The following is a 25,018-nucleotide window of genomic DNA, read 5'->3' on the forward strand; positions in this document are numbered from 1 at the left end:
AACACTGTGCCACCGCGCGCGAGAGTCGTCACCGAAGAAACAGTTATACCGGTGGGTGTGGTGCGGAAGCACGTATGACGGAGGCGTCGGAGCTCGTTGGCGCCGTCGAGCGCCGGCTCGACTTCCTCGAACGGCTCGCCGCGGAGCCGCTGCGCAAACACGAGCTCGTCGACGCGCTCGGCCACTCCCGGTCGACGGTGAACCGGGCGATAGACGAGCTCGAGGCGGCCGGGCTCGTCGCGAGCGAGACCGACGGCTATCGGACGACGCTGTCCGGCCGCCTCCTCGCCACCGAGTACCGCGAGTTCCTGACGGCCGCCGACGACCTCGCGGCCGCGGGCGACGTGCTGGACCCGCTCGGCGCAGACGTCGACGTCGACCCCGCGGTCCTCCGCGAGGCGGAGACGTACCGGGCCGCGGCCCCGGACCCCTACCGGCCGCTGGAGGTGCTCGACGGAGCGCTCGCCGACGCGGACGCGGTCGCGGCCGCGCTGCCCGCGTTCCCCTACCCGCGGGTCGCGGAGCGGCTCCGGCGCACGGCCGCGGGCGGCGGGACCGTCGACCTGGCGCTCGCGGACCGGGCGTACCGACACGCCGCCGAGCGCTTCGCGGACGACCTCGGCGCCGTCGCGCGGCGGGAGGGGTCCCGCGTCGCCGCGGTCGACGCCGTCGACGCGGGGGTGGTCGCGGCCGACGGGACCGCGCTGCTTCTCACCTTCGACGACGGCGGGACGCTCCACGGGGCGGCGGCGTCGACCGAGCCGGAGGCCGTCGAGTGGGCGGAACGGAAGGTGCGGGGACTGATCGACCGCGGGCACGACACGGGCGACGCGCTCGCGGCGATGGACGACGCCGAGACGGGCGAGACCGGGCGCGACGCGCGCGGTGGCGACCGATCCGAGGGGGAGGCCGGCGACTCGTCGGCGGGCGGCGACCCCGACGCGACCGACGGCCGGGAGCGATCCGCCGGGGCGGACGAGAAGACAGGGCACACCGGCGGTCGGCTCTTCGGGGGGACCGGGTCCGACGACACCGGGCGGAGCCCGCTCTCGGCGCAGGGGTTCCACGCGGTCGACGAGGACCGGCTCTCCGGCGAGCCGGACCCGTACGGACCGCTCCGCGCGACGGCGTCGTTCCCGGAGGTCGACGCGGGGTACGTCCTCGACAGGACCGCGGTGCGCGACGGCGAGCGGCGGTCGATCGCCGGGCTGCTCGTCGACGGGCTCACTGAGGGCACCGACCACGCGCTCGTCGGCCCGCCGGGCAGCGGCAAGAGCACGGTGTGCCGGAGCGTCGCGGTCGAGTGGTACCGGTCGGGACGCGGTCCGGTGACGTACCGGCCGAGCGACGGCGGCGACCCGTTCGCCGCGACGGAGCGGCTCCGCGAGCGCGTGACCGCGGGGGACGGCCACCACCTCGTGGTCGTCGAGGACGCGGTCGACCCCGGGGCCGCGGAGGCGGTCGGTCTCGCCCGCGAACTGGCCGACCGCGACGGCGTGTCCTTCCTGTTCGACGCCCGCGAGGAGCCGTACGACGACCCCGACGGGCTCCCGCTGTCCCCGGCCGACCTGCGCTACCGCCGGGAGATGGCGACCGTGCGGATGCCCCGGCTCGACGCGCGCGAGGTGGAGCGGTTCGTCGCCCACGTCGCCGACTGTACCGGGTCGGCGCCGGCGGCCGACCCGAACGCGCTGCTCGACGACGTGCGGCGCGCGGACGACGAGCGCGTCGGGGAGTTGCTCGCGCTCGTCCACCGCCTCGTCCGCGCGAGCGGCGAGGGCGCGACCGGGTCGGTCGCCGGCGCCGACCCGGGGGAGAGCGCGGCCGGCGCCTCGGGAGAACGCGAGACAAGCGACGGGACGGCCGGACGCAGCGGAGACGCCGACCCCGAGTCCGGACTGGAGGCGGCGGTCGCGGAGGCGGTCCGGGAGGTCCGGAACCGGCCGCCGCCGACGGCGGACGTGGCGGCGCTCGTGAACCTCCTCAACGTCGCCGGCGTGGGCGACGTCGGGACCCTGGCGTACGCGCTCGTCGACGGGCCGGCGGGGAGTTCGGGAGGCGACCCCGAGGGGGGCGACGGCGACCCGTCGCCGACCGTCGACGGGGTGCGGCGCGCGCTCGACCGCCTCGTCGGGACCGCCCTCGTCTGCTCCGGGGACGAGGGGTACCGCGCGGTCCACGACGAGTGGTCGGTGCTGTTCCTGGAGCGGCTCGTCGAGCGGGAGCCGGCGCCGATCGTCGCCAGGCGCGTGGGGCGGGCCGTCTCGCGGGTGCTCGCGCTCGCGGACGACCCGACGCGGCGCGCCCGCGTCCGGCGCGCCGTTGGCGGCGACGCGCCGACGGTCGATCGGATCGAGCGCGACCCGGGCGCGTGGGCGGCGGAGACCGTCCGGGCGGTGTACGGCGTGGGCCGTCGCTACCCCCGGCTCGCGCCGCTGTACGGGCGCGTTCGCTACGCCTGGATCGATCTCCCGGACGCGTGCCCGGACGGCCTGCGCGACCGGCCGCCGGAGTGGGTGGCCCGGATGTACGTCGACGCCGGCGACCTCGACGGGGCGACGGCGGCGCTCGACGCGTGGCGGCCCGCCGACGAGGCGGGCGCCGCCGAGCGCCAGCGCGGGTACGGCGACGTGGCGCGGCGGCGCGGCGAGTACGACGCGGCGCGCGAGCGGTACGAGCGGGCCGAGGAGCTGTTCGGGGCCGCGGGCGACCGCGGCGGGCTCGCGGCGGCCGTCCGCGGTCGCGCCCAGGCGGCTCACTTCGACGGGGACTTCGAGGAGGCCTACGAGGCGGCCTCGCGGGCGTACGCCATCGCCGTCGAGGTCGGCGACCCCATCGCGGAGGCGAAGGCGCTGATGGACGTCGGCAACGCGCTCGACGGGCTCGACGGGACCGACGCCGTCCTCGCCCACTACCGGGTGGCCGGCGACCTGTTCCGCGCCTACGACGACACGCACGGGGCGGCGAACGTGCGCGCGAACCAGGCGGTGGCGCTGCGCCGTCGCGGCGACCTCGACGCGGCCGAGCGGACGGCGCGGCGCTCGCTCGACGGCTACCGGACGGTCGGCGACGAACACCGCGAGGCCATTTCGCTTTTGAACCTCGCGGCGGTCGCCGAGCAGCGCGGCGCCGTCGGCGAGGCGGTAGCCCGCGCGGCGGAGGCGCGGGCCATCGCCGAGCGGGTCGGCTCGGAGCTGTACGAGGCGTTCGCGCTGAGCCACCTCGGCAGCGCGGCCCACGTCGCCGGCGACCTCGACCGGGCGGAGCGGTACCTCACCGACGCGTTGGACCGCCTCGACGCGCTCGGCGCCGACACGCGCTGCGCGATGGTGACCGCCATCTTGGCGGAGGTCGCCATCGACCGCGGCGACCTCGGCGCGGCCGAGCGGTGGGTCGACCGGACCGCGTCGCTGCTCGACGACCACGCGGGGCACAAGCGGCTGGCGGAGTTAGACCGGGTCCGGGGCCGGCTGGCGCTGGCTCGGGGGGACGGCGACGCCGCGGCGGCCGCGCTGGAGTCCGCCGTCGAGTCGGCCCGCGCCGGCGGGTTCACGCAGGTCGAGGCGCAGGCGCTCGCGACGCTGGGCGCCGCGGCGGCCCGGCGCGGGGACGGCGAGGCGGCGGCGTCCCGGCTGACCGCGGCGCTCGACCTCGGCCACCGGATCGAGGCGGTTCGGGCGGTCGTCGCGGCCGCCGACGAGCTGGCCGGTCTCCTCGGCGAGAGTCCCGGCGGCCCGACCACGACGGACCGCGAGGCGGTGGCCGAGGCGCTGCGGGAGTCGCCGCCAGAGAGGGTCCCGGCCGAGTCGGCCGCCGACCCGGCGGCGTACCGGGCGCTCGCCGACCGCTGGCGCGTCGACGGCGACGGCGCCGCGACGTACCCGCCGCTCGGGTGAGCCGCGGGCGGTGTCGCAACCGCTTTGGGCGCGCGCGGAGAACCGCGGCCATGACCGACGCCGACACGCTCGCGGACCTGCGGACGGCGGCAGACTACCAGTTCGGGGCCGGCGCGGGCGACGCGCTGTTCCCGCCGGGCGACCCGCTCACCGTGCGCCGGTCGAGCGGCGGTCGCCCGCGACAGGTGATCGACGGCGACGTCGACGACACGCCCGGCAGCAGCGAGGGCGATCGGCTCGTCTCGTACGGCACCGACGGCCGGTTCACGCTCGGGCTCGCGGGCGGGAGAAGAATCCACAGGGCGTTCGCACCGCCCCGACACCGGATGGTCGTCGGCGAGGAGAGCGAGCCGTTCGTGCGCGAGGGGCGCAACGCGTTCGCGAAGTTCGTCACCGCGGCCGACGGCGGGATCCGGCCGGGCGACGAGGTGCTCGTCGTCGACGAGTCCGACGCGATATTCGGTGTCGGGCGCGCCGAGCTCTCCGGCGCGGAGGCCGAACAACTCGGCTCGGGCGTCGCCGTGAAGACGCGCGACGGGAACCCCGCAGACGGCGGATAGCGAATTTTTTGCGGTGGCGCGTGCCCGCGAGCGGCCGACGCGAAGCGGAGGCCGCGAGGCGGCACGCGCGAGGGACGCGGTGAGCGCTCGGAGAGCGCGAACCGCGAGGCTGGGGAGGCGTGAGGTGCGGTTGCGGTCGGGCGGGACTCGAAGGGGCAGCCGCGAGGCGACCAGAGGCGACGTAAGCACCGCAGAAGCGAGCAACGCGAGCGACGAGGAGCGCAGCGAGCGTCTGGTCGCCTCGCGGCTGGGGCTTCGGGGGTGTTCGTGTCGGTCGGTGGTCCGTGGACGAACTCATCGTGCGCCGAATCGACCTATAAGAATCCCGCCAGTCCGAGCGCCTCGATCAGCGGGACCCCGGCGACGACCGAGCCGATCAGGTAGCCGCCGATGGCGCCGCCGTTCAGGAGGGGAAGCCCCGCGTGCGGCCGCCCCTGTATCACCCACCGCATGAGGACGAGCAGCCCCGCGAGGGTCCCGACCATCGCCAGCAGCGCGGGGAGGTTGACGCCGAGGAGCGGGACCGCGAGGTCCCTCGCCGGCGAGAACGTCGCCGCGCTCGCGATCAGCACCGTCGGGATGACGGCGTCGCCGAGGCCGATGAAGAACGCGTCGCGGTCGCCGGTGTCGGCGGGGTCGGCGGCCACGTCCTCGGCGTCATTCGCGTCCGCGACGGCGTCGTCGGCGTCCGCGTCGGAGCCCGTCGTCTCGCCGCCTTCCGCGTCCGACGCCGACTCGTCGCCGACCCCCGCGGCCTCGTCGCTGGCCGACCCGCCGTCGAGCAGCGAGTACGACAGCGACAGCGGGATCACCAGCACGACGGGGATGTTCAGGTCCATCACGCCCTCCGCGAGCGACAACATGTGTTCGGTGCCGTACACGGAGACCGCGTCGTAAACGGCGAGGACGGCGAGCAGGATCAGCGCGGGCAGGAGGCCGAAGGAGATGCCGAACAACCCGGCGGCGCCGGCGCCCATCAACACACCGGCGGTGTCGATGACGTACCACTCGGGGTGGACGAGCAGGCCGACCGCGACCGCGACCGCCGGGACGGCGGCCGCGAGCGGCGGGACGAGCGCGGAGAACACGTACCACGAGAGCCACGCCGACACGCCGACGATCAGCAGCCGGATCGCCCCGTCGAAGTCGTACCGGAACGCCGCCAGCATCAGTCCGGTCATCACGACGATGGCCGCGACGTACACCACGCTGTTCACGGGGTTGTCCGGGTTCTCGACCGCCTGGTACCCGCTCTCGGCGAACTCGGGGACGAGCGCCAGCGCGCCCACCTGGACGATCAGGAACAGCCCGACGACGAAGGCGACGCCGCGGTACTCGCGGGGGAACATTCGACCGCCGGTTCGTCGGCCGAGGGTTTCGTCCTTGCGCTTCGGCCGCGCGCGGCGACGACGGCGGTCACTGTTCGAGGAGCGGAGCGGGGCGCGAACAGAAGCGGGTTCGGGCTCGGTGTGGGAGCGGGTGGACCCGAACCCAAGCCGACGGACGACGGACGGTGGAAGCGAGTGGCCGACCGGCCCGCCCGGAACGGGATGGGGCCTGTCGGATTCGTCCGCGGCGTTTACTTCCTATCCCGAGCGACCTAAGAACCTACCGCCCGAGTTATCAGGAGAGATACTCGGAGTGTGAAAGGGACAAAACCGGACGGAACGGAGACGACGTTGGCCATCAAGGGAACGAGGGAAAGGGGTGGGAGAGGTGGGAGGCGGGCGAAAGGCGAAGCGGCGGCGAGAGGCGGCGGGCGACGGCCGGACAGCGGACCCCCAGGCTGTCGTCGGCGTCGCCGCCCGGGCGGTCGGGACGGGCGCGCGGATCGATTAACGCCGAATTCCAACGAGAAAAGCGTCGGTCTTCGGCAAAAGACGCTATGTCCCTCAGGCGTATAAATGTGTGAGATCCGGAACGGCGCGATCCGGCGAGACGGGATCCGGGCACGTGGGATCCGGCGAGGCGGGGTTGAGGCACGCCGGATCCGACGCCCCACGCGAGGCACGCGCGGGTCGGCTCACCGGCGGTCGCGCAGTGCCGGGAACTCCTCGCGGACCGCCGCGACCCGGTCGGGGTCCACCGTCGCGGTCACGACGCCCGGTTCGTCGCCGACCGACGCGAGCGCGGTCCCCCAGGGGTCGTACACCGCGCTCCGGCCGCAGAGCGCGTCGTCGCCGAACCGCCCGCTCCCGTTGACCGCGGCGACGTACGCGAGGTTCTCGATGGCCCGCGCGCGGCCGAGCGTCCGCCAGTGTTCGATCCGCGGGTAGGGCCACGCGCTCGGCACCAGCACGCACTCGACGCCCCGATCGACCATCCCGCGGAACTGCTCCGGGAATCGGAGGTCGTAGCAGGTCGTCACCCCGATCGTGACGCCCCCGAGGTCGACCACGGGTGCCCGCTCGCCGGGGACCATCCGGTCCGTCTCCTCGGAGCCGTACCCGAAGAGGTGGCGCTTCCGGTAGACGAGGCGCCGTTCGCCGTCGGCGTCGAACAGCACCGCGGCGTTTGCGAGCCCGGACTCGGCCGGCACGTCGAGGCCGTCCGCGGCCGACGCGGACAGGTCCTCGACGACCGTGCCGGCCAGCACCGCCACGTCGTGGTCGTCGGCCGCGGCCGCGAACCGGGCGAGCCGGTCGCCGGCGAGGCTCTCAGCGGCCCGGCCGTACGCGTCGAACGCGAAGTAGCCCACGTCGAACAGCTCGGGGAGCACGACGAGGTCAGCTCCCTCGTCGGCGGCCGCCCGCACCCGGTCGAGCGCCCGGTCGACGTTCGCCGCGACCGCGCCGCCCTCGACCGCCAGTTGGACGCCGGCGAGCCTCATGCCGGCGAGGCGAGCGAAGCGCGGAGCGCGTCCTCCAAGTTGTCCAGCTCGGCGTCGAAGTTCCGCTTGAAGAAGGACTCGACGCCGGGGAGCTTCCCGTCGACGACGAACTCGTTGGCGAGCCGGCAGCCGCCGTCGGTCTCGGTGATCTCGTGTTCGCCGGTGACGCGGAAGGCCCGCGACTTCCCGACGAACTTCACTCGGTTCGGGGGGTCGCGGGCGATGTCCTTCGTCTCGACGTCGATCGTCGAGCGGATCATCGGGATGGGGAGCGCGACGTGCCAGGTCGCGCTGCCGTCGTCGTGTACCTCGAAGGAGTCGACCACGCTGATGGCGCCCGCGCGCTGCTCCGCGTCCGAGATGAACGCCCACACGTCGGCCGGCGGCGCGTCGAACTCGAACGTCCGGGAGACTCGAACGGTCATACGTACTCGTTTGGGACTACGGGGGTTAAAAATGCGCGTCGACGGTGTCGGGTGCGGGGGACGCGGTCGTCCGACGACCTCAACCCTCCGGGGTCACGCGCCAGGTGGTCGACTTCGCACGGCCCCACTTCTCGATGTCTACGTCCTCCGACTTCTCGGCGAGCCGCGGGAGCCGGGAGCCCACCTGCTTCGCGGTGAGGCCGATCGCGTCGGCGATCGTCTTCGAGCGAACGTACCGCTCACCACGGGTGACGCTGTCCGTGAGGTACGCGAGGATCCGCTGTTCCTCCTCGGTGTACTCGCTCATTACCAGACCTACGCGTCTGACGTCCTTAACGGTTTCTCGTCTTTCGCGGTCGGCCGACCGATCCGGGGCGCGGACCGGTCAGTCGAACAGCTGGACCGCGCCGACGGCGAGCGTCGCGAAGAGGAACGCGCCCGCGAACCCCCACGCTTTCCCGAGCTGACCCGGGTACGCTGCCATCACGACGGCGCCGACGACCGCGATGGCGCCGAGCGCGAGCGCGACGCCGACCTCCTTGTCCGACTCGATGGAACCCTCGCTCATACGAGTCGCTTCGCGGGGGACCACTTAGTTCATGCGAACCGCGCGACACGCGTCGGGGAGACAGAAGGGAAGACTGCGGGCCGGACGCCGCGATCAGATGATCTCGACGTGGTCCGACGCCTCGTTGAGCGCGAGGTTCGCCGCGATCTCGGCGTTTCGCATGGCGTACTCCGCGGTGTGCTGGAGGCTGACGAGCACCTCCCGGGTCATGAGCAGCGTCTCGTTGTCCAGGTCGTTCGGGAGCTCGTCGAGAATCTCCTGTTCGCGGTCCTCCAACCGCGAGAACAGGTCGCGGCACTCGACCGTGAGGTCGTAGTCGCGCTCGACGACCGCCCGGACCGCGAGCGCCGTCAGCTCGTCAACCTGGTCGGTGAACTCGCGGATCTGCCGCATCGTCGCGCTGTCGACGTCGAGGGTATGCCCGTCCGCCTCCATCACGATCTCGGCGATGTCCTCCGCGTTGTCGGCGGTGAGTTCGAGGTTCTTCGCCACGGAGCGGTAGCCGATCAGCGGGAACCCCTCTTCGAGGCCCACCGCGCGCGCGAGGTTGGGGTTTTGATAGGCGGTGAAGATGAGCCGGAGCAGGAGGACGAATATCTTGTTCGCCTGCCGCTCGCGGTTGAGCGCGCGTTGCGCGAGGTCGGGGTTGCCGTGGGCGAGCGCCTTCACGCCCTCGCCGCGCATCGTCGACCCCGTGTTCTCCAGCCGTTCGAGCAGGTTGTCGAGGGTGAAGTCCTCTGGGTCGACCGAACAGCGGATCGAGATGTCCTCCGGGGTCTCCTCGATGACGCCGAGCCCCATCAGCTGGGTCTCGGCCTTGTACACCGCGTTGATGTGCTCGCTGTCGAGCGCCCCCTCGCTGCGGACGTGGATCACGCGCCGCCCCAACACGTACTGTGCGACGATGGCGCGTTCGAGCGAGCGCGCGTCGAGCCCGTCGGCGTTGATCACCGCCTCCGACTCCTCGGTGCTCACCGACTCGGGAAGCACCGTGAGCGTCCCTTTCCCGCCCATCCGCAGCGACACCTCGTCGCCCTTGTTCACGCCGTGTTCCTGCGCCCACTCGGCCGGGAGGGTCATCGCCAGCGTCGACGGCCCCAGCCGCTGGACCTTCCGCGTTTCCATGCCCGACCGTACCGCCGGATAGACCTTAACCTTGTTCCCATGTTCATTATACGCCGAGCCGAATATACAAGGGATACTTGGCGCACCGTGGTGGGGGGCCGGACGCCGCCGCCGCGACGACGAGGCGGATCGAGGCCGAGATCGGATTCACGACGGATGGTCGGAGCGGGGACCGATCCGCGCGCTTATGTCGGTCAGGGTGAGAGAACGGGTATGACCGAGCGGGTACTCGTCGTCGACGACTCCTCCTTCCAGCGGACCGTCGTTCGGGACGCGCTGGCGGAGCGGTTCGAGGTCGTCGACGAGGCGGAGAACGGCGCAGAGGCGGTCGAACTCTTCGAGGCGTACGAGCCGGACGCGGTGTCGATGGACGTCGTGATGCCGGAGATGACCGGGATCGAGGCCACGGCGGCCATCAAGGACCGCTGGCCCGACGCGGTGATCGTGATGTGTACGAGCGTCGACCAGCAGGAGAAGATGATGGAGGCTGTGAAGGCGGGCGCCGACGGCTACGTGACGAAGCCCGTCGACGCCGAGGAGCTGGTCGGCGAGTTCGAGAGCCACCTCGGGTAGCGGCGCTCGGGGTCCGACGCGGGATCAGGCGGGATCGAACGAGCGGAGGATCGACGCGAGCGCGCTCGCCAGTTCCTCGAACCGGTCCATCTCCATCGAGTCGGTCGTCACCCACACGCCGTGGTCGTTGGCGATGACGCGCGTGAGGTATCCGTTCTCGAACACGCGGACCGTGAACTGGTAGTCGCCGAGCTGGGTGTTGGCGTACATCGACTGCGCGTGGAACCCCTGACGCTCGTTCTCGGCGAAGCCGACCAGGTCGGCGGTCCGGCTCAGGTCGCTGCGGAGGTACAGCTGGTCGACGTCCTCTTCCGTGAAGTACGTCAGGCTCCGCAGCTCGTCTCCCGTCGCGGTGCGGGCGGCGCTGAGCAGTTCCTCTGCGCGTTGGTCCGGTGGGTGGGGCATACACTCACGATCAATGTTCACATACATGAGCGTGTGGGTGGCCGCAGCCCCGGCCGGCGACCGGGAGGGACAGAGTTTACCGACTCCCCCGTGATCGCTCGTCTGATGAGCGACCACGACGACGTCTGCGTCCTGCTGCCGACGATGAACGAGGCCGAGACGGTCGCACGCGTCGTCGAGGACTTCCGGGACGCCGGCTTCGAGAACCTCCTCGTGATCGACGGCGGCTCGACCGACGGGACGCAGTCGATCGCCCGCGAGGCCGGCGCGCGCGTCGTGGAGCAGTCGGGGCGCGGCAAGGGGCAGGCGGTCAGGGAGGCGGTCAGGGACCACGTCCGGGCGCCGTACGTCCTGATGGCGGACGCGGACGCCACCTACGACGCGAGCGACGCGGCGGCGATGCTCGACCCCCTGCGCGACGGCGAGGCCGACCACGTCATCGGGAACCGGTTCGCGGACATGCGCCCGGGCGCGATGACCCGGCTCAACCGGATCGGAAACCGCCTCATCAACCTCGCGTTCCGGGCGATCCACCGCGAGAGCTACCGCGACATCCTCTCCGGGTACCGCGCGTTCACCCGCGAGTCGTTCCTGCGGCTCCACCTCACCGCCGACGGGTTCGGTATCGAGACGGAGATGGCCGTCGAATGCGTGAAGAACCGCGTCCCGGTCGCCGTGGTCCCGATCACGTACCGGGAGCGGCCCGGCGGCTCCGCGACGAACCTCCACCCGGTCCGGGACGGCGGCGTGATCTTCCTGGAGCTGTACCGGAAGGCGAAGACGAACAACCCGCTGTTCTACTTCGGAAGCGCCGGCGCGGCCGCGACCGCGGCGGGGCTGGCGATGGGCGCGTTCGTCCTCTACCGGTACCTCGCGTTCGGGATCAGCCACGAAATCGTCGCCGTCGGCGCGGTCGGCGCGACGATCCTCGGGATACAGCTGCTCGTGTTCGGCGTCCTCGCCGACATGATTCACTCCCTCCACCGCGAGCAGATCGCGCGGTACGAGCGGGCGGCCGGCGACGGATCGACGGGGAGGTCGTCGGCCGACGGCGGCGACGGCCGAGCGATCGGAACGGAAGAGGTCGCCGCCTCGGGCCGCACGAACGAAGGGCGGGACGCCGGAACCGACAACGTTGCCGGTCAGGACGGTCGCGGCGACTGAAGGGCGTGCGCGAGGCCGGTCTGACCGGGACCGTGCGAAGTGGAACACGGCCTCGCCGGAACTCCCGGAGCCTGCTCCGGGAGGCGTCCGGAGATTATTCCGGAGACGCCGACTCCGCGTCCGAGGTCACTGAGCGGTTAGTTGGGGTAAATTTCGCGACGTAGGTTGTGTCAAACTGCCACAGCCGTGTTGAAACGGACCCCGACAGACCGGTTTTCCCGCCCGGATACGCCGATTATCGAAACGGATGTAAGGTGATCGTCCCCGACAACTGTCCCGAAGTCTGAAGTTTTTTATACACACGCTCGTATCAGATTGTATGCCACGGCAAAACATTGAGGATCGTGATGATTCTCGGCATATCGGCCGGCGACAATGGCTCTCCGCGCTCGGCATGGCCGGCGCAGTGACGCTCGCCGGTTGTTCCGGGAACGGCGGCGACGGCGGCGACGGCTCGGACGGGTCCGACGGGTCGGACGGCTCCGACGGCGGCGAAAGCCTCGAACTCTCCGACTTCCCGAAATTCGGCGTCGACCCCCTCTACGGCCGAGACGTCGCGCACACGCTGGCCGAACGCGCCTTCGAGCAGTCCGAGTACGACTACTCCTTCGACGGGGACACGATGGTCAACCCCGACGGAGACCAGGTCCAGCTCGACATCTACCACAGCGCGGGCCAGGAGACCTCGCAGCTGACGGCCGACTTCATCGCCCAGGAACTCGGGCAGAACCTCGGCATCGACGTCACCGTCGAGGCCATCGACGGCACGCGGTTCAACAACGAGTACTGGACCGGCGAGCCCCAGGGCGGCACCGACACGGTCAACGGCGAGGAGGTCACCTGGGAGAACCCGACGCCGCAGAACCCCGGCCCGCAGTCGGTCACCAGTAACGAGGCGTGGGACATGTCCATCGTGTTCGGGCTGAACACCTACCCGCTCAACCCGCTCACGAACTCCGTGTTCTTCGACGGCGCAAACCCGTTCTACAACCCGGTCGGGTACTACCCGCAGTTCAACGCGCAGGAGCTGTTCGACGAGGCCCGGCAGGCGACGAGCGTCGAGGAACTCCGGGAGGCGTTCGTCGAAATCTTCGAGAACCTCGCGTACGAGCAGCCGTACATCACCCTCCTGTTCAGCGACGACATCGTCGGCTACAACCCCGAGCTCGAGGGGCCGATCGAGAACTTCTCGAACGGCTGGGACCTCCCCGCGTGGTACGAGGGCGAGCCGAATATCAGCGGCTCCTACGACACGGTCACCTCCGCGCGGTTCACCACCCTCAACCCGCTTTTCAACACCGAGAACGGCGCCGGCAACGCGATCGGCCGCGCGCTCGACCAGGGGTACACGTTCGACGAGAACCAGGACTACTTCCCGCTGCTGTACGACATGTCCACCGAGGACGGCGAGGTGTGGACGTTCGACGTGCGGGAGAACCTCCAGTTCAGCGAGCCGTACGGGCAGGTCACCGCCGAGGACTTCGTCTACCTCGTGCAGGAGCTCCATCAGGCCGACTGGGCGCCCACCGCGGCGTCGAGCAGCTGGGACGGCGTGACGGTCGAGCAGACCGGCGAGTTCCAGTTCGAGGCGACGCTGGAGTCGTCGAACATCCTGTGGCCCAAGACGTACGACCCGCTCCTGTACCCGATCCCGAAGGACCTCGTCCAGCCGTACGTGGAGGAGGAGGACGTCGAGGGGCTCCAGCAGGACGAGGAGCTGCTCGAACTCCAGTTCACCGGGAACCTCGGCGCGTACGAGCTCACCGAGTGGAACCGCGGCTCGGGCACCGAGTACGTCCGCAACGACGAGTACTATCTCCGCGACATCGACGAGGGGCCCGACCTGTTCTCCGAGGGGCCGCTGTTCGAGGAGGCCTCGATCAGCGTCGTCCAAGAGCAGGCGTCGCGTCTCGGCGCGCTCGAGACCGGCGAGGCGGACTCGGCCGCGATTCCGCCGGAGCAGTACGAGTCGTACAATCAGGACGACAACGTCACCGTCCGGCAGGTCCCCACGCCGTACAACACGATCATCTCCGTCAACCAGCGTGCGAACGGCTGGAACGCCGGTCCGGGTAACCTCTTCCAGCTGGTCCCGTTCCGCCAGGCGATGGCGTCGGCGATCAGCAAGCAAGACCTCATCCAGGGGGTCTATCGCGGGCTCGCCTCGCCGCACTTCACCTGGCAGCCCCGCTGGTCCGAGTTCTACCCGGAGACGGACGAGTAAGCCCGAACCACCCCGCTCTCACCTCACCGTTTTAGACACCACATGGGATTTGGAAGGTACGTAACCGCTCGGGTTCTCTGGGCAGCAGTGGTATCGCTAATCATCGTTACGGTCACGTTCCTGCTGCTCTCGGCCGCCCCGAACCCGGCCGTCCAGCGGGCGGCGACGCAGGCGGCGCTCCAAGGGGGCGATCCGGCCGCCGCCGCAGAGCGCGCGCGCGAGCTACGCGGCCTCAACGAGCCGCTCCACGTCCGGTACTTCGACTTCATTCGGAGCGTGTACACGCTCGACTGGGGCTGGTCCGTGAGTCGGAGCCAGCCCGTCATGGAGGCCGTCACCCAGGCGCTGTACTACACCGCGCAGTACTCGATCCCCTGGACGATCCTCACGATCATCCTGGGCCCGCTCGTCGGCGTCTACTCCGCCGCGAACATGTACAGCTGGAAGGACCACGCGGCGACCGGGTTCGCGTTCTTCGGCTACGCCATCCCGAACTTCTTCTTCGGGATCATCCTGCTGCTCGTCTTCGGCGTGTGGCTGGAGTGGATACCGATCACCTACAACACGGGCGTGCCGGTGTTCAGCCTGGAGAACGCGAGGCAGTTGGCGGTGCCGGTGTTCGTCTTGGTCACCGGGTCGATCGGCGCCGTGATGCGCGTCTCCCGGAACGAGTCGGCGGAGTTCCAGAACGCCGACTTCATGAAGACCGCGAAGGCGAAGGGCGTATCACCGCTTCGTGCGTACGCGTATCACGTCATGCGGCCGACCCTCGTCCCGCTCTCGACCACGCTCGTCGGGCAACTGCTCGCGCTGTTCCTCGGCGCGTCGCTGCTCGTCGAGGTCGTGTTCGCCATTCCCGGGCTCGGACGGTTGACCTACGAGGCGCTGGTCGCACAGGACACGAGCCTCGTGTTGGGGACGACGCTGTTCTTCACGTTCGTCGCCGTCATCGGGAACCTCCTCGAGGACCTCGTGTTCACCGTACTCGACCCGCGGATCAGCTACGATGACAGGTAATTCAACTGAGAACAATGGCAACTGAAGAATCCGAACGGTTCGACCAAGTCGACTGGAACGACCTCTCGCGGTCGGGACGGTTCGATCTGTCGATCAACTCGCTCGGGATGCTCCTGACGACGGTCCCGCTCGCGCTGCTCGGCGTGTACGACTGGCGGTTCACCGGTCAACGGACCCCGACCTTCGAGTTCATCGGCCTCGAGCGGAACCTAGAGACGATCGACTTCCTCTTCATCTTCACGCTGTTCCTGGCGTTCTGGTACCTCGTCTTGCCGCTGTACCAGAACCCGCGGATGACGCGGTACTACTGGAAGGAGTTCAAGCGCAACCGGCCGGCGGTCGTGAGCCTCGGCTGGCTCGCAATCGTCTTCGTCGGCGGACTCGTCGGGCCGCTCGTGTTGAGCGCCCCCGAGCAGGAACTGCTCATCGCCTACCAGCCGCCGGTGTTCACGTCCGTCGTGGACACGACACCGGCGACCTGCGTCGGCGAAGTCATCAACGACCGGTGTCACGGCACCTGGCAACACCCGCTCGGAACCACGCAGGGCGGGAAGGACGTGTTCACGATGATCGTCTACGGGATGACGATCAGCATGCAGATCGCGTTCATCACGACGACCATCGTCGCGACGATCGGGATCTCGTTCGGGACGCTGAGCGCGTACGCGGGCGGCTGGGTCGACGAGATCATGATGCGGTTCGTCGACATCATCCTCTCGTTCCCGACGTTCCTGATGTTCCTGCTCATCCTGTACATCTACGGCGGTGGGCTGGGGATGTTCATCGTGGTGTTCTCGCTGTTCGCCTGGGGCGGCATGGCCCGCTACGTGCGCAGCAAGTCGCTGTCCATCTCCGAGGAGGAGTTCATCAAGGCGAGCCGGATCAGCGGCGCGAGCACGTACCAAGTGATCCGCGGCCACGTCGTGCCCAACGCGGCGAGCAGTATCATCACGAACCTGACGCTGCTCATCCCCGGCTTCCTGCTGTTCGAGGCGCAGCTGGCGTTCCTCGGGATCGGTGACTCGACGGTTCCCTCGTGGGGGCAGCTCATCTCCGCCGGGCGGAGCGACCTCTCCTTCGCCCCGTGGATCGTGCTGGCGCCGGGTATCGTGCTGTTCTTGACCATCCTCGCGTTCAACTTCCTCGGCGACGCGCTGTTGGACGCGCTGAACCCCGAAGCGGAGGCGGAGAACGAATAATGGCCGACGATCAGCCACTACTCGAGGTCGAAAACCTCACGACGACGTTCAGCACCGACAACGGAACCCTCACCGCGGTCGACGGGATCGACTTCACCGTCGACACCGGCGAGACGGTCTGTATCGTCGGCGAGTCGGGCTCCGGGAAGACGGTCGCGACCGAGTCGATCACCAGGATCATCAACACCCCGCCGGGCGAGATCGAGGGGACCGTCCGGTACAAGGGGCGCGACCTGCTGTCGATGTCCGAGTCGGAGCTCCGCAACATCCGGGGCAACGACATCGCGCACATCTTCCAGAACCCGCAGGAGGCGATGAACCACTGCTACACCGTCGGGTGGCAGATCACCGAAGCGCTCCAGATCCACCAGGACGTCTCCGACGACGAGGCCCGCGCGAAGGCGGTCGACCTCATGGACCGCGTGGGGATCGCGAACGCGAGCTCGCGGTTCGACGACTACCCCCACGAGTTCTCCGGCGGACAGAAGCAGCGCGTGATGATCGCGATGGCGCTGGTCGGCGACCCCGACCTGCTCATCGCCGACGAACCCACGACGGCGCTCGACGTGACGGTCCAGGCCCAGATCTTAAAGCTCCTCGACGACCTCCAAGAGGAGTTCGAGATGGGCATCCTGTTCGTCACGCACGACCTCGGCGTCGTCGCGGAGATAGCCGACCGGATCGTCGTGATGTACGCCGGGAAGGTGATGGAGCGGGGCGGGGTCCTCGACATCTTCGATCACCCCGCGCACCCGTACACCCAACAGCTGCTGGAGTGTCTGCCGGAGTTCGGCGGCTCCGGCGGCGGGATCCCGGGGACGCTCCCGGACCCGCACAACCCGCCGGACGGCTGTCGGTTCGCGCCCCGCTGCGAGTACGCCGAGGAGGCGTGCCGCACCGGCGACCAGCCGGACGAGATCGAGGTCGCGCCAGATCAAGAGGTCTCCTGCGTCCACTACGGGCCGGGCGGCAACCCCTCGATAGTGCGAAGCGAGGGGCTCGGGCCGGGCGACGAGACCGGAGCGGCCGGCGACAGCGAGGTGGGTCCGGCCGATGACTGAGCCGCTGCTCTCGGTCCGCGACCTGAAGAAGCACTACCCGATCCGGAAGGGGATCTTCAACCGGCAGGTCGGCGCCGCGCGCGCCGTCGACGGGATCAGCTTCGACATCGAGGAGGGCGAGACGCTCGGCCTCGTCGGCGAGTCCGGGTGCGGCAAGTCGACCGCGGCGAGCTCCGTCATCCACCTAGAGGAGCCGACCTCGGGAGAGGTCATCTTCAACGGGAACGGCCGGAAGGGCGCGACGCGCGACCCCGACGGGACCCACCCCAACGACGTGACGGAGTTCGACGACCAGGAGATGATGGAGTTCCGACGGGGCGCCCAGATGATCTTCCAGGACCCGTCGTCGAGCTTCGACCCGCGGGTGTCCGTCGGCAACGCGGTCGGCGAGCTGCTCAAGGTCCACGGCATGAGCGACCGCCACCGGCGCCGCGCCATCGTCGAGGACCTGCTCGAACGCGTCGGGCTCTCGGCGAACGACTTCGACCGGTATCCGCACGAGTTCTCCGGCGGGCAGAAACAGCGGATCGCGCTCGCCCGGGCGCTCGTGTTGAACCCGGACCTCATCATCGCCGACGAGCCGGTGAGCGCGCTCGACGTCTCCATCCAGGCGGAGATCCTCTCGCTGATCAACGACCTCCAGGACGAGTTCGGGCTGTCGCTGCTGTTCATCAGCCACGACATGTCCGTGATCCGCCAGATCTGCGACCGCGTCGCCGTGATGTACCTCGGCGAGATCGTCGAGATCGGTCCGGTCGAGGAGATCTTCACCAACCCGCAACACCCCTACACCGAGGCGCTGCTGTCTTCGATCCCGACGCCGGACCCGCGCGCGAGCGTTGGCGGCATCGAGCTGAAGGGCACGGTCCCCAGCCCGACGAACCCGCCGAGCGGCTGTCGGTTCCACACGCGGTGTCACAAGGTGATCCAGCCGGACGGCGTCGACGTCGACCAGGAGGACTGGCGGGGGCTGTTGAACCTGCGCGACAACGTCAACGCCGGCGAGATCGACGTCGAAGGGGTCCGCGAGAACGTCGCCGCCAGCGGCACCGAGCCGACCAGCGCGGAGATCCGCGCGGAGATCCGCCGCGAGTTCGACATCGGCGAGACCGTCGACGACCCCGAACTCGAACGGACACTCTCGGAGGCGCTCGATCTCCTCATCGAGGACGACGAGGAACAGGCCGGGAGCGTTCTGTCGGACGCGATCACGACGCCGTGCGCCGAGACGGAGCCGCAGCGCACGGCGCACTCGGCCGACCACGAGTCCGCCTGCCTCCTCCACGGGGAGCGGGCGCCCGCGGAGCCGAACCCGGCGGACGACTAATCCGGGAACGGCCCGGGTCGGAGATATTTACTCGGCCGCCGAACCGACCGACGACGGATCGATCCGTCGCGGTTCCGGAACGTCCGCGTCCGGCGGGGCCACCGCCACGTCGCCGCGCGATTCTCCGTCCGGCTCGCCGTCGCCGGCCGGCGGCGCGAGCACTGTCGTCGCACCGACCGAGAGCGGCGCGACGAGCCCGGCCGCGAGCGCCGGCGGATCGGAGAAGGGGCGACGGAGGACGACGCGCGTCCCCTCGTCGATCGCGCCGGCCTCGACGGCCGCCGCCGCGGTCGAACACAACTCGCGGTGGCTGAACGCCCGGTCCGGCCCGACGACCGCGTCGTCGGCGGGGGCGACGTCGCTCGGCGGCGTTCCCGGATTCTCGCTCCACAGTTCCTGTTCCCAGTGCGTGGTCTCGGGGTGCTCCGGCGACCCGCCGAACGCGGCGAGGTTCGTGCCCGGCGCCGGGTCGAAGGCGGCGGCGGTCGCGACCGGCGCGAGCACGACGCGGTCGCCGGCCTCGATCCCCGCCGCCGGGTCGAACCGGACCGGTGCGCCGACGGCGCCGGCGCCGAGGAACGCGAGCGTCGTGTGAAAGCCCGGCGTCGGGTCGACGGCGACGGTCGCGCCCGTGCGGACGCCGAGGTACCGGAGCACGTTCGCCGCCTTGTACCCGTTCGTGATCAGGTCGTGGTAGCTCCGCTCCCGACCGTCCGCCGTGACGAGCGCCGTCTCGCGAGTGCGTCGATCGCGCGCGAGCAGATCCCCGACGAGGTCCATACGCGACGTTCGGGGCGCCCGAGCCTTAACGCTGCGGCGCCGACGAAACGGGTCCGTGGTCGACCGCGCTGCGGGCGGGGGGAGAGGCGGGAGAACGCGCTCTCGCGGCGGCGTCACGGGGCGCCGGCGATGACCATCTTCGAGCCGTCGGCCGAGAAGGCGAGGTCCCGGGTGGACCCGGGGTCGACGCGGACCGCGTCGCCGGGAGCGAGGTCGACGGCGTCCCCGTCCACCGTGAGCGTCGCCTCGCCGTGGAGCAGCACGTACACCTCCTCGTGATCGCCGTCGGCGTGGTCGTGTTCCATCCCCTCCCAGCCGGCGTCGGCCTCGACGACGGTCACGCCGAGGCGCTCGCAGTCGAGCGCGTCGCGGAGGAAGTACATGCCGGGCGCGCGCGGTTCGACGTCGTCGTAGGCGGTCGTGTCGTAGCCCATGCGCCGACGGACGACTCGGAGGGACGAAAAGCTACGGGCCGCGAAATGAGAGCGGTCCGAGCGCCGGACGAGGGCCCCGCTCCGCTCAGAACGAGCTCTTCAGCTTCTCGAAGAACCCGCCGCCGACGTCGATGTCCTCGCCGCCGGCCTCGGCGAACGCCTCCAGCGCCTCGCGCTGTTCGTCGTTGAGCGACTCGGGGACGACGACGGCGACCTGCACGTAGAGGTCCCCCCGTCCGCGGCGCCGGAGCCGGGGCATCCCCTTCCCCTGGAGGCGGAACGTCTCGCCGCTCTGCGTCCCCGCGGGGACGTCCATCTCGACGCTGCCGTCGACCGTCTCCACCTCGACGGTGTCGCCGAAGACGGCCTGCGGGAAGGAGATGGCCTCGTTGACGCGGAGGTCGTCGCCGTCGCGCTCGAACCGGTCGCCGACGTCGACGTCGACCTCGATGAGGAGGTCCCCCTTCGGGCCGCCGTTCTCGCCGGGCGCGCCCTCGCGCTCCATCCGGAGGCTCTGTCCGGAGCGGATCCCGGCCGGGATCTCGACCGAGAGCGTCGCCTCCTCGCGGACGACGCCGTCGCCGCCGCAGTCCGGGCAGTCCTCGCTGTACAGTTCGCCCTCGCCCTCACAGCGGGGGCACGTCGAGGTCTGCTGGACGCGCCCGAGCGGCGTCTGCTGGACCTGCTGGACCTGCCCGCGGCCGTTACACTGCGGACACGTCTCCACGTCCGCGTCCGGGGGGTGGCCCGCGCCGTCGCAGGTGGCGCAGGTGGTGGGTCGCGTGAGCGTGACCTCCTTGGTCGCGCCCTCGAACGCCTCTTCGAGGTCGATGGTCAGCCCGGTCTTGAGGTCGCGTCCCTGCCGCGGCCGGTCGCCGCCGCCACCGCCGCCGCGGCCGCGACCGCCGCCGCCACCGAAGAACTGGTTGAAGATGTCCTCGAAGCCGCCGGCGCCCCCGGCGCCGCCCGCGCCGCCGAAGGGCCCGCCGGCGCCGCCCGGGCCACCGCCGCCGGTCGCGCCGCGCTTGTCGGCCTCGGTGAACCGGTCGTGGCCCATCTGGTCGTACTGCTGTCGCTTCTGCTCGTCGGTGAGCACCTCCTTGGCCTTCTGGATCTTCTTGAACCGCTCCTCGGCGTTCTCGGCGTCGCTGACGTCGGGATGGTGTTCTGCGGCCTGTTTGCGGTACGCCTTCTTTATCTCCTCCTCGCTGGCGTCCCGCGACACGCCGAGGACGTCGTAGAAATCTTCGCTCATGCGTTGCGTTCGTTGGTTGGTGTTGATCGACGGGTCGATTTAAACGGCGGGGTCGCGGCGTCGAGAATCGGGTCGGAGCGGCTTACTCCTCGTCGTCGTCGTCCACGTCCTCGAAGTCGGCGTCGACGTACTCCTCGTCGTCGCCGTCGGGCCCGGCGCCGCCGGGGCCCGCCGCGCCGCCCGGGCCGGCGGCGCCGCCCATGCCGCCCATGCCGCCGGGACCGGCGCCGCCCGCGCCGCCCGGACCGGCCTGCGCGGCCTGGCCTTCGTACATCTGCTTGCCGATCTCCTGGAGCTCCTCGGTGAGCGCCTCTGTGGCGGACTCTATCTCGTCGGTGTCGGCGTCCTCGTCTTCGAGCACGTCCTCGACGTCCTCGACGGCGTCTTCGATGTCGCCGACGAGGCCCTCGTCGAGATCCTCCTCGTTCTCTTCGAGCAGGGTCTCGGCGCGCTGGATCGTCGTCTCGGCCTCGTTGCGGGCCTCGATCCGCTCGCGGCGGGCCTCGTCCTCTTCGGCGTGCTTCTCCGCCTCCTCTTGCATCTCCTCGATCTCCTCGTCGGAGAGGCCGACGCCGCCCTCGATGGTGATCGACTCGGCGTTGCCCGAGCCCTGGTCTTCGGCCTCGACGTTGACGATCCCGTTCTCGTCGATGTTGAACGAGACCTCGATCTGGGGGGTGCCCGCGGGCGCCGGCGGGATGCCGGACAGCTGGAACGCGCCGAGCAGCTCGTTCTCCTCGGCGATCTCGCGTTCGCCCTGGAAGACGCGGACGTTGACGGAGGTCTGGTTGTCAGCGGCCGTGGTGAACACCTTCGACTCCTCGGTGGGGATCGTGGTGTTCTTCTCGATGAGCCGCTCGAAGAGGCCGCCCTTCACCTCGATCCCGAGCGAGAGCGGGGTGACGTCTAGCAGCACGATGTCGTCGACGTCGCCGGAGAGCACGCCGCCCTGGACCGCCGCGCCGAGCGCGACCGCCTCGTCGGGGTTGACGTTCTTCTTCGGCTCCTGGCCGACGAGCTCCTCGACCTGCTCCTGGACCTGCGGCATCCGGGTGGAGCCGCCGACGAGGATGACCTCGTCGATGTCGGACTTCGAGTAGTCGGCGTCGGCGAGCGCCTGCTCGGTCGGCTCGACGGTGCGCTCGATGAGGTCCGAGGTGAGGTTCTCGAAGGTCGCGCGGGTGACGGACTGTTCGAGGTGGACCGGGCCGCTGTCGGTCGCGGTGATGAACGGGAGGTTGACCGTGGTCTCCTTCTTGTTCGACAGCTCGATCTTCGCCTCCTCGGCGGCGTCTTTCAGCCGCTGGAGCGCCTGCCGGTCGTCGCGGAGGTCGATCCCGTGGTCGTTCTGGAACTCGTCGGCGAGGTGGTCGATGAGCGCCTCGTCCCAGTCGTCGCCGCCGAGGTCGTTGTCGCCGTTCGTGGCGACGACCTCGTAGACGCCGCCGCCGAGGTCGAGGACCGACACGTCGAACGTGCCGCCCCCGAGGTCGTAGACGAGGACGGTCTGGTCGGACTCGTCGTCGAGGCCGTACGCCATGGAGGCCGCGGTCGGCTCGTTGACGATGCGTTCGACCTCGAAGCCGGCGATCTCGCCGGCGTCCTTCGTCGCCTGGCGCTGCTTGTCGTTGAAGTAGGCGGGGACGGTGATGACCGCCTTCTCGACGTCGTCGCCGAGGTACTCCTCGGCGTCGCGTTTGATCTTCTGGAGGATCATCGCCGAGACCTGCTCCGGCGTGTAGTCGTCGTCGCCGATCTCGACGGTGTAGTCGTCGTCGCCCATGTGCCGCTTGATCGACTGGATCGTGCGGTCGGGGTTCTGGACGGCCTGGTTCTTCGCCGGCTTGCCGACGAGGCGCTCGCCGTCGTCGGCGAAGGCGACGACCGACGGGGTGGTCCGGTCGCCTTCCGCGTTGGCGATGATCTCGGGCTCGTCGCCCTCCATCACCGCGAACGCGGAGTTGGTGGTACCGAGGTCGATACCGAGAATCTTGTTGCTCGCCATCTTGGTCATAGCTAGCGGCTTGTTTCGGTTAAAGGTTACTAGATGCTGCCATACGGCCACGGAAACGAACCCGCCGCAGTCGTGCGATTTCTCGATCGTGTGAGTCGCTCACATCGATGTATTTATACAGATCCGCAAACGCAGCGGCTCCGGGACGGATGGGGGGTCGCCCGCCGCGACCGGACCGCTGAGATCGGGGCGTCGAGCCCCCGCAGCGGCTCAGATCCCGCTCACGAGGTCTTCGAGCACGGCCTCTGGGTCGTCGGCCTTCGCGACGCCGGAGGCCAGCAGGACGCCGGCCGCGCCGAGGTCGCCGGCGGTCGACACGTCCTCGCCGGTCGAGACGCCGGCGCCGCAGAACACGTCGACCGCGGGGTCGACCGCCTCAGCGGCCGCGACCGCGTCCTCGACGATCCCCGGGTCGGCGGTGGCGACGGAGACGTCGCCGCCGATGAGCGCCGGGGGCTCGACCGCGACCGCGTCGGGGCCGAGCGCGGCCGCGGCGCCGACCTGCGCGGGGTTGTTCGCGCAGACGATCGTCTCCAGGTCGGCCCGCTCGGCCGCTCGCACGGAGCCGTCGACGTCCGCGAGCTTCAGCCGGTTCTCGGAGTGGTTGATCAGCGTCCCCTCGGCGCCGTTGTCGGCGACGGCCTCGGCGAGCGTCGAGCCCGTGTGCGAGCCGTGCCCGATCGGCGAGACGTGCTGGGCCCACGTCTCGACGCCGGTCTCGGCGACGCGGGCGACGTCCGCAGCCTGCGGCGAGACGGCGATTCGCGCGCCGGACGCCTCGGCGACGTCGCGGGCCGCGGTCGCTACCTCGATCGGATCGCACGGGTACGCCTTGAGGTTCACCAGGATGAACATACCCACGCTGGGGGAGCGCGGCGCAAATAGGTTCGTGCTTCGCGCCGCACCGCGCCCGGCGGCGGCCCGGTTCGCCGGTCCCCCTCGAATCCCGGTTTCCGGGGACGGTCGCGGTCCCGGGAGCAGAAACGTCCTTATACCCCGCTGTTGTGGGTCGGACAAGGGATGTCTCTCATCGAGCTCATCGCGGGCGTGGAGGCGCACGAGGCCACGCTGACCGTGTTCAACGCCGATCCGGCGGTGACCGACGAACTCCGGGAGCACTTCGCCGACCGCAACGTCCGGATCGTCGACGACCAGACCGCCTCGGGCCCGGAGGAGTTCGCCGTCCTGGCGCGGGACGGGGAGTTCGTCACGGCCGTGACCGTCGACGAGCTGCTGTCGCGGCCGGACGAGGGGGAGACGGCGGGCACCGGCGTGGAGGCCGCCGAGTCCGAGACGGGAAGCGGCGGATCGGGGGAACGAGGCGGCACGGGTGACCGCGTCGGGCGGCCGGTGTTGGACCACCTCGACGAGACGATGTTCACCTCCTACTCCCGCGACGACATGGTCGCCGCGTCCAGGGAGATCGAGGACCGCGCCTGGCGGGTGGGCGACGGCGAGCTCCACGCGGGGTTCCAGACGCTCGACGTGCTCACCGGCGAGGCGGACACGTACGCCCTGCTCGGCGAGAAGGAGCGGCTCGACGTCCACGCGTACGCGGCCGACGAGGGCGAGGCACCCGACGTGGAACACTACACTGTCCACGTCGGCGAGGCCGCCGAGATCCGCGAGACGTGGTTCGTCGCCTACGACGGGGGCGGCTACGACGAGGCGAAGTGCGCGCTGCTCGCGGAGGAGCGCGCGCCGGGCGAGTTCTTCGGCTTCTGGAGCTACGACCCCGAGACCGTCGAGTACATCATCGACTACCTCACGGAGCGGTACGGCGGCTCGGAGCAGACGGACGACGGCGGCGCGACGGTGTGACCGCCCGCCCGTCCCCGGCGACCGCGTGGCTGTCGGCCGCGACAGTCGTCACGGCGGTCGCGACGGTCGAGCGTCGCCCGGCGGTCTGGCGGACAGCGCTGCCGCTCGTGGCCGTCGGCCTCCCGCTCGCCGCGTACCACTCGTACCTCCAGGCGACGATGACGCAGTGTGCGGTCGGCGGCCCCTGTGCGACCGTTCAGTGGCGGAGCCCGCTGCTCGGCCTCACGGCCCCGAACCTGTCGCTCGTCGCGTTCGGGCTGCTCGCGGTCGCGCTGCTCGGGCTCCGGCGACGCGTCTGAGCACGCGGTCGACGGGGAACGAAAAGGTCGGTCGGGGCGAG

Annotated in this window: 23 protein-coding genes; 11 read left to right on the forward strand and 12 right to left on the reverse strand. The window is 70.4% G+C overall.

Annotation, left to right across the window (positions count from 1 at the left end; genetic code table 11):
- Nucleotides 1–74 precede the first annotated feature (74 nt).
- Both DVK06_RS02435 and DVK06_RS02440 read left to right on the forward strand, forming a co-directional pair.
- Nucleotides 75–3,896 carry a MarR family transcriptional regulator gene (locus DVK06_RS02435; protein ID WP_121599152.1) on the forward strand — a complete coding sequence of 1,274 codons (3,822 nt, stop codon included), beginning with the start codon at nucleotides 75–77 and terminating at the stop codon, nucleotides 3,894–3,896.
- 50 nt (nucleotides 3,897–3,946) lie between these two features.
- The gene (locus DVK06_RS02440; protein WP_053771586.1) at nucleotides 3,947–4,456 is read left to right on the forward strand and encodes a PUA domain-containing protein; all 510 of its coding nucleotides are present in this window, start codon (nucleotides 3,947–3,949) and stop codon (nucleotides 4,454–4,456) included.
- 314 nt (nucleotides 4,457–4,770) lie between these two features.
- Here the strand turns inward: DVK06_RS02440 and DVK06_RS02445 are convergent, their stop codons facing one another.
- The 6 genes from DVK06_RS02445 to DVK06_RS02470 form a co-directional block, all read right to left on the reverse strand.
- Nucleotides 4,771–5,805: a presenilin family intramembrane aspartyl protease PSH gene (locus tag DVK06_RS02445; protein ID WP_121599153.1), complete on the reverse strand. Its 1,035-nt coding sequence runs from the start codon at nucleotides 5,803–5,805 to the stop codon at nucleotides 4,771–4,773.
- Nucleotides 5,806–6,479: 674 nt separating this feature from the next.
- On the reverse strand, nucleotides 6,480–7,286 hold the full coding sequence (locus tag DVK06_RS02450) for a nitrilase-related carbon-nitrogen hydrolase (protein WP_053771588.1): 807 nt from the start codon (nucleotides 7,284–7,286) through the stop codon (nucleotides 6,480–6,482).
- Nucleotides 7,283–7,711, reverse strand: a complete 429-nt coding sequence (locus DVK06_RS02455; RefSeq protein ID WP_053771589.1) for a CoxG family protein — start codon at nucleotides 7,709–7,711, stop codon at nucleotides 7,283–7,285. The genes DVK06_RS02450 and DVK06_RS02455 overlap by 4 nt, the downstream gene beginning before the upstream one ends.
- 79 nt (nucleotides 7,712–7,790) lie before the next feature.
- Nucleotides 7,791–8,018 (reverse strand): hypothetical protein, encoded by a 228-nt coding sequence (locus tag DVK06_RS02460; RefSeq protein WP_053771590.1) that lies wholly within the window; start codon nucleotides 8,016–8,018, stop codon nucleotides 7,791–7,793.
- Nucleotides 8,019–8,096: 78 nt separating this feature from the next.
- On the reverse strand, nucleotides 8,097–8,279 hold the full coding sequence (locus DVK06_RS02465; protein ID WP_053771591.1) for a hypothetical protein: 183 nt from the start codon (nucleotides 8,277–8,279) through the stop codon (nucleotides 8,097–8,099).
- A gap of 93 nt (nucleotides 8,280–8,372) precedes the next feature.
- Nucleotides 8,373–9,404: a phosphate uptake regulator PhoU gene (locus DVK06_RS02470; protein WP_053771592.1), complete on the reverse strand. Its 1,032-nt coding sequence runs from the start codon at nucleotides 9,402–9,404 to the stop codon at nucleotides 8,373–8,375.
- 213 nt (nucleotides 9,405–9,617) lie between these two features.
- Between DVK06_RS02470 and DVK06_RS02475 the strand changes: the two genes are divergently transcribed.
- The gene (locus DVK06_RS02475) at nucleotides 9,618–9,977 is read left to right on the forward strand and encodes a response regulator (RefSeq protein WP_053771593.1); all 360 of its coding nucleotides are present in this window, start codon (nucleotides 9,618–9,620) and stop codon (nucleotides 9,975–9,977) included.
- Between the two features lie 24 nt (nucleotides 9,978–10,001).
- On the opposite strand, the gene DVK06_RS02480 is transcribed toward DVK06_RS02475, so the two are convergent.
- The gene (locus tag DVK06_RS02480) at nucleotides 10,002–10,382 is read right to left on the reverse strand and encodes a hypothetical protein (RefSeq protein ID WP_053771594.1); all 381 of its coding nucleotides are present in this window, start codon (nucleotides 10,380–10,382) and stop codon (nucleotides 10,002–10,004) included.
- A gap of 105 nt (nucleotides 10,383–10,487) precedes the next feature.
- On the opposite strand from DVK06_RS02480, the gene aglJ reads away from it, so the two are divergent.
- The 6 genes from aglJ (at nucleotide 10,488) to DVK06_RS02510 (ending at nucleotide 18,374) form a co-directional block, all read left to right on the forward strand.
- The gene (aglJ, locus tag DVK06_RS02485) at nucleotides 10,488–11,546 is read left to right on the forward strand and encodes an S-layer glycoprotein N-glycosyltransferase AglJ (RefSeq protein ID WP_121599154.1); all 1,059 of its coding nucleotides are present in this window, start codon (nucleotides 10,488–10,490) and stop codon (nucleotides 11,544–11,546) included.
- Between the two features lie 319 nt (nucleotides 11,547–11,865).
- Entirely contained in the window at nucleotides 11,866–13,770 is a 1,905-nt protein-coding gene (locus DVK06_RS02490; protein WP_121599155.1) for an ABC transporter substrate-binding protein, read from the forward strand.
- Between the two features lie 42 nt (nucleotides 13,771–13,812).
- A complete protein-coding gene (locus DVK06_RS02495) occupies nucleotides 13,813–14,787 on the forward strand; it encodes an ABC transporter permease (RefSeq protein WP_121599156.1) in 975 nt (324 codons plus the stop codon).
- A gap of 14 nt (nucleotides 14,788–14,801) precedes the next feature.
- Nucleotides 14,802–15,986, forward strand: a complete 1,185-nt coding sequence (locus DVK06_RS02500) for an ABC transporter permease (RefSeq protein WP_121599157.1) — start codon at nucleotides 14,802–14,804, stop codon at nucleotides 15,984–15,986.
- Nucleotides 15,986–17,047 (forward strand): ABC transporter ATP-binding protein, encoded by a 1,062-nt coding sequence (locus tag DVK06_RS02505; RefSeq protein WP_121599158.1) that lies wholly within the window; start codon nucleotides 15,986–15,988, stop codon nucleotides 17,045–17,047. Before DVK06_RS02500 ends, DVK06_RS02505 begins: the two co-directional genes overlap by 1 nt.
- Nucleotides 17,040–18,374 (forward strand): ABC transporter ATP-binding protein, encoded by a 1,335-nt coding sequence (locus tag DVK06_RS02510; RefSeq protein ID WP_121599159.1) that lies wholly within the window; start codon nucleotides 17,040–17,042, stop codon nucleotides 18,372–18,374. Before DVK06_RS02505 ends, DVK06_RS02510 begins: the two co-directional genes overlap by 8 nt.
- A gap of 27 nt (nucleotides 18,375–18,401) precedes the next feature.
- Here DVK06_RS02510 and DVK06_RS02515 read toward each other — a convergent pair whose 3' ends face one another.
- The 5 genes from DVK06_RS02515 to tpiA all read right to left on the reverse strand — a co-directional run bounded on the left by DVK06_RS02515 (nucleotide 18,402) and on the right by tpiA (nucleotide 23,712).
- A complete protein-coding gene (locus DVK06_RS02515) occupies nucleotides 18,402–19,154 on the reverse strand; it encodes a hypothetical protein (protein WP_121599160.1) in 753 nt (250 codons plus the stop codon).
- Nucleotides 19,155–19,267: 113 nt separating this feature from the next.
- Nucleotides 19,268–19,588, reverse strand: coding sequence for a cupin domain-containing protein (locus DVK06_RS02520; RefSeq protein WP_053771602.1), 321 nt, complete (start codon nucleotides 19,586–19,588; stop codon nucleotides 19,268–19,270).
- Between the two features lie 85 nt (nucleotides 19,589–19,673).
- Nucleotides 19,674–20,843, reverse strand: a complete 1,170-nt coding sequence (gene dnaJ / locus DVK06_RS02525) for a molecular chaperone DnaJ (RefSeq protein ID WP_053771603.1) — start codon at nucleotides 20,841–20,843, stop codon at nucleotides 19,674–19,676.
- Between the two features lie 82 nt (nucleotides 20,844–20,925).
- Nucleotides 20,926–22,857 (reverse strand): molecular chaperone DnaK, encoded by a 1,932-nt coding sequence (gene dnaK / locus DVK06_RS02530; protein ID WP_121599161.1) that lies wholly within the window; start codon nucleotides 22,855–22,857, stop codon nucleotides 20,926–20,928.
- A 210-nt stretch (nucleotides 22,858–23,067) separates the two neighbouring features.
- A complete protein-coding gene (gene tpiA, locus DVK06_RS02535) occupies nucleotides 23,068–23,712 on the reverse strand; it encodes a triose-phosphate isomerase (RefSeq protein WP_121599162.1) in 645 nt (214 codons plus the stop codon).
- Nucleotides 23,713–23,877: 165 nt separating this feature from the next.
- Here tpiA and DVK06_RS02540 point away from each other — a divergent pair, with 165 nt between their 5' ends.
- Entirely contained in the window at nucleotides 23,878–24,678 is an 801-nt protein-coding gene (locus DVK06_RS02540; protein ID WP_053771606.1) for a DICT sensory domain-containing protein, read from the forward strand.
- The gene (locus DVK06_RS02545) at nucleotides 24,675–24,977 is read left to right on the forward strand and encodes a disulfide bond formation protein DsbB (RefSeq protein ID WP_121599163.1); all 303 of its coding nucleotides are present in this window, start codon (nucleotides 24,675–24,677) and stop codon (nucleotides 24,975–24,977) included. Before DVK06_RS02540 ends, DVK06_RS02545 begins: the two co-directional genes overlap by 4 nt.
- The last annotated feature ends 41 nt before the right edge of the window (nucleotides 24,978–25,018 follow it).

The organism is Halorubrum sp. Atlit-28R (genome assembly GCF_003665955.1).
Taxonomy (GTDB): Archaea; Halobacteriota; Halobacteria; order Halobacteriales; family Haloferacaceae; genus Halorubrum; species Halorubrum tropicale.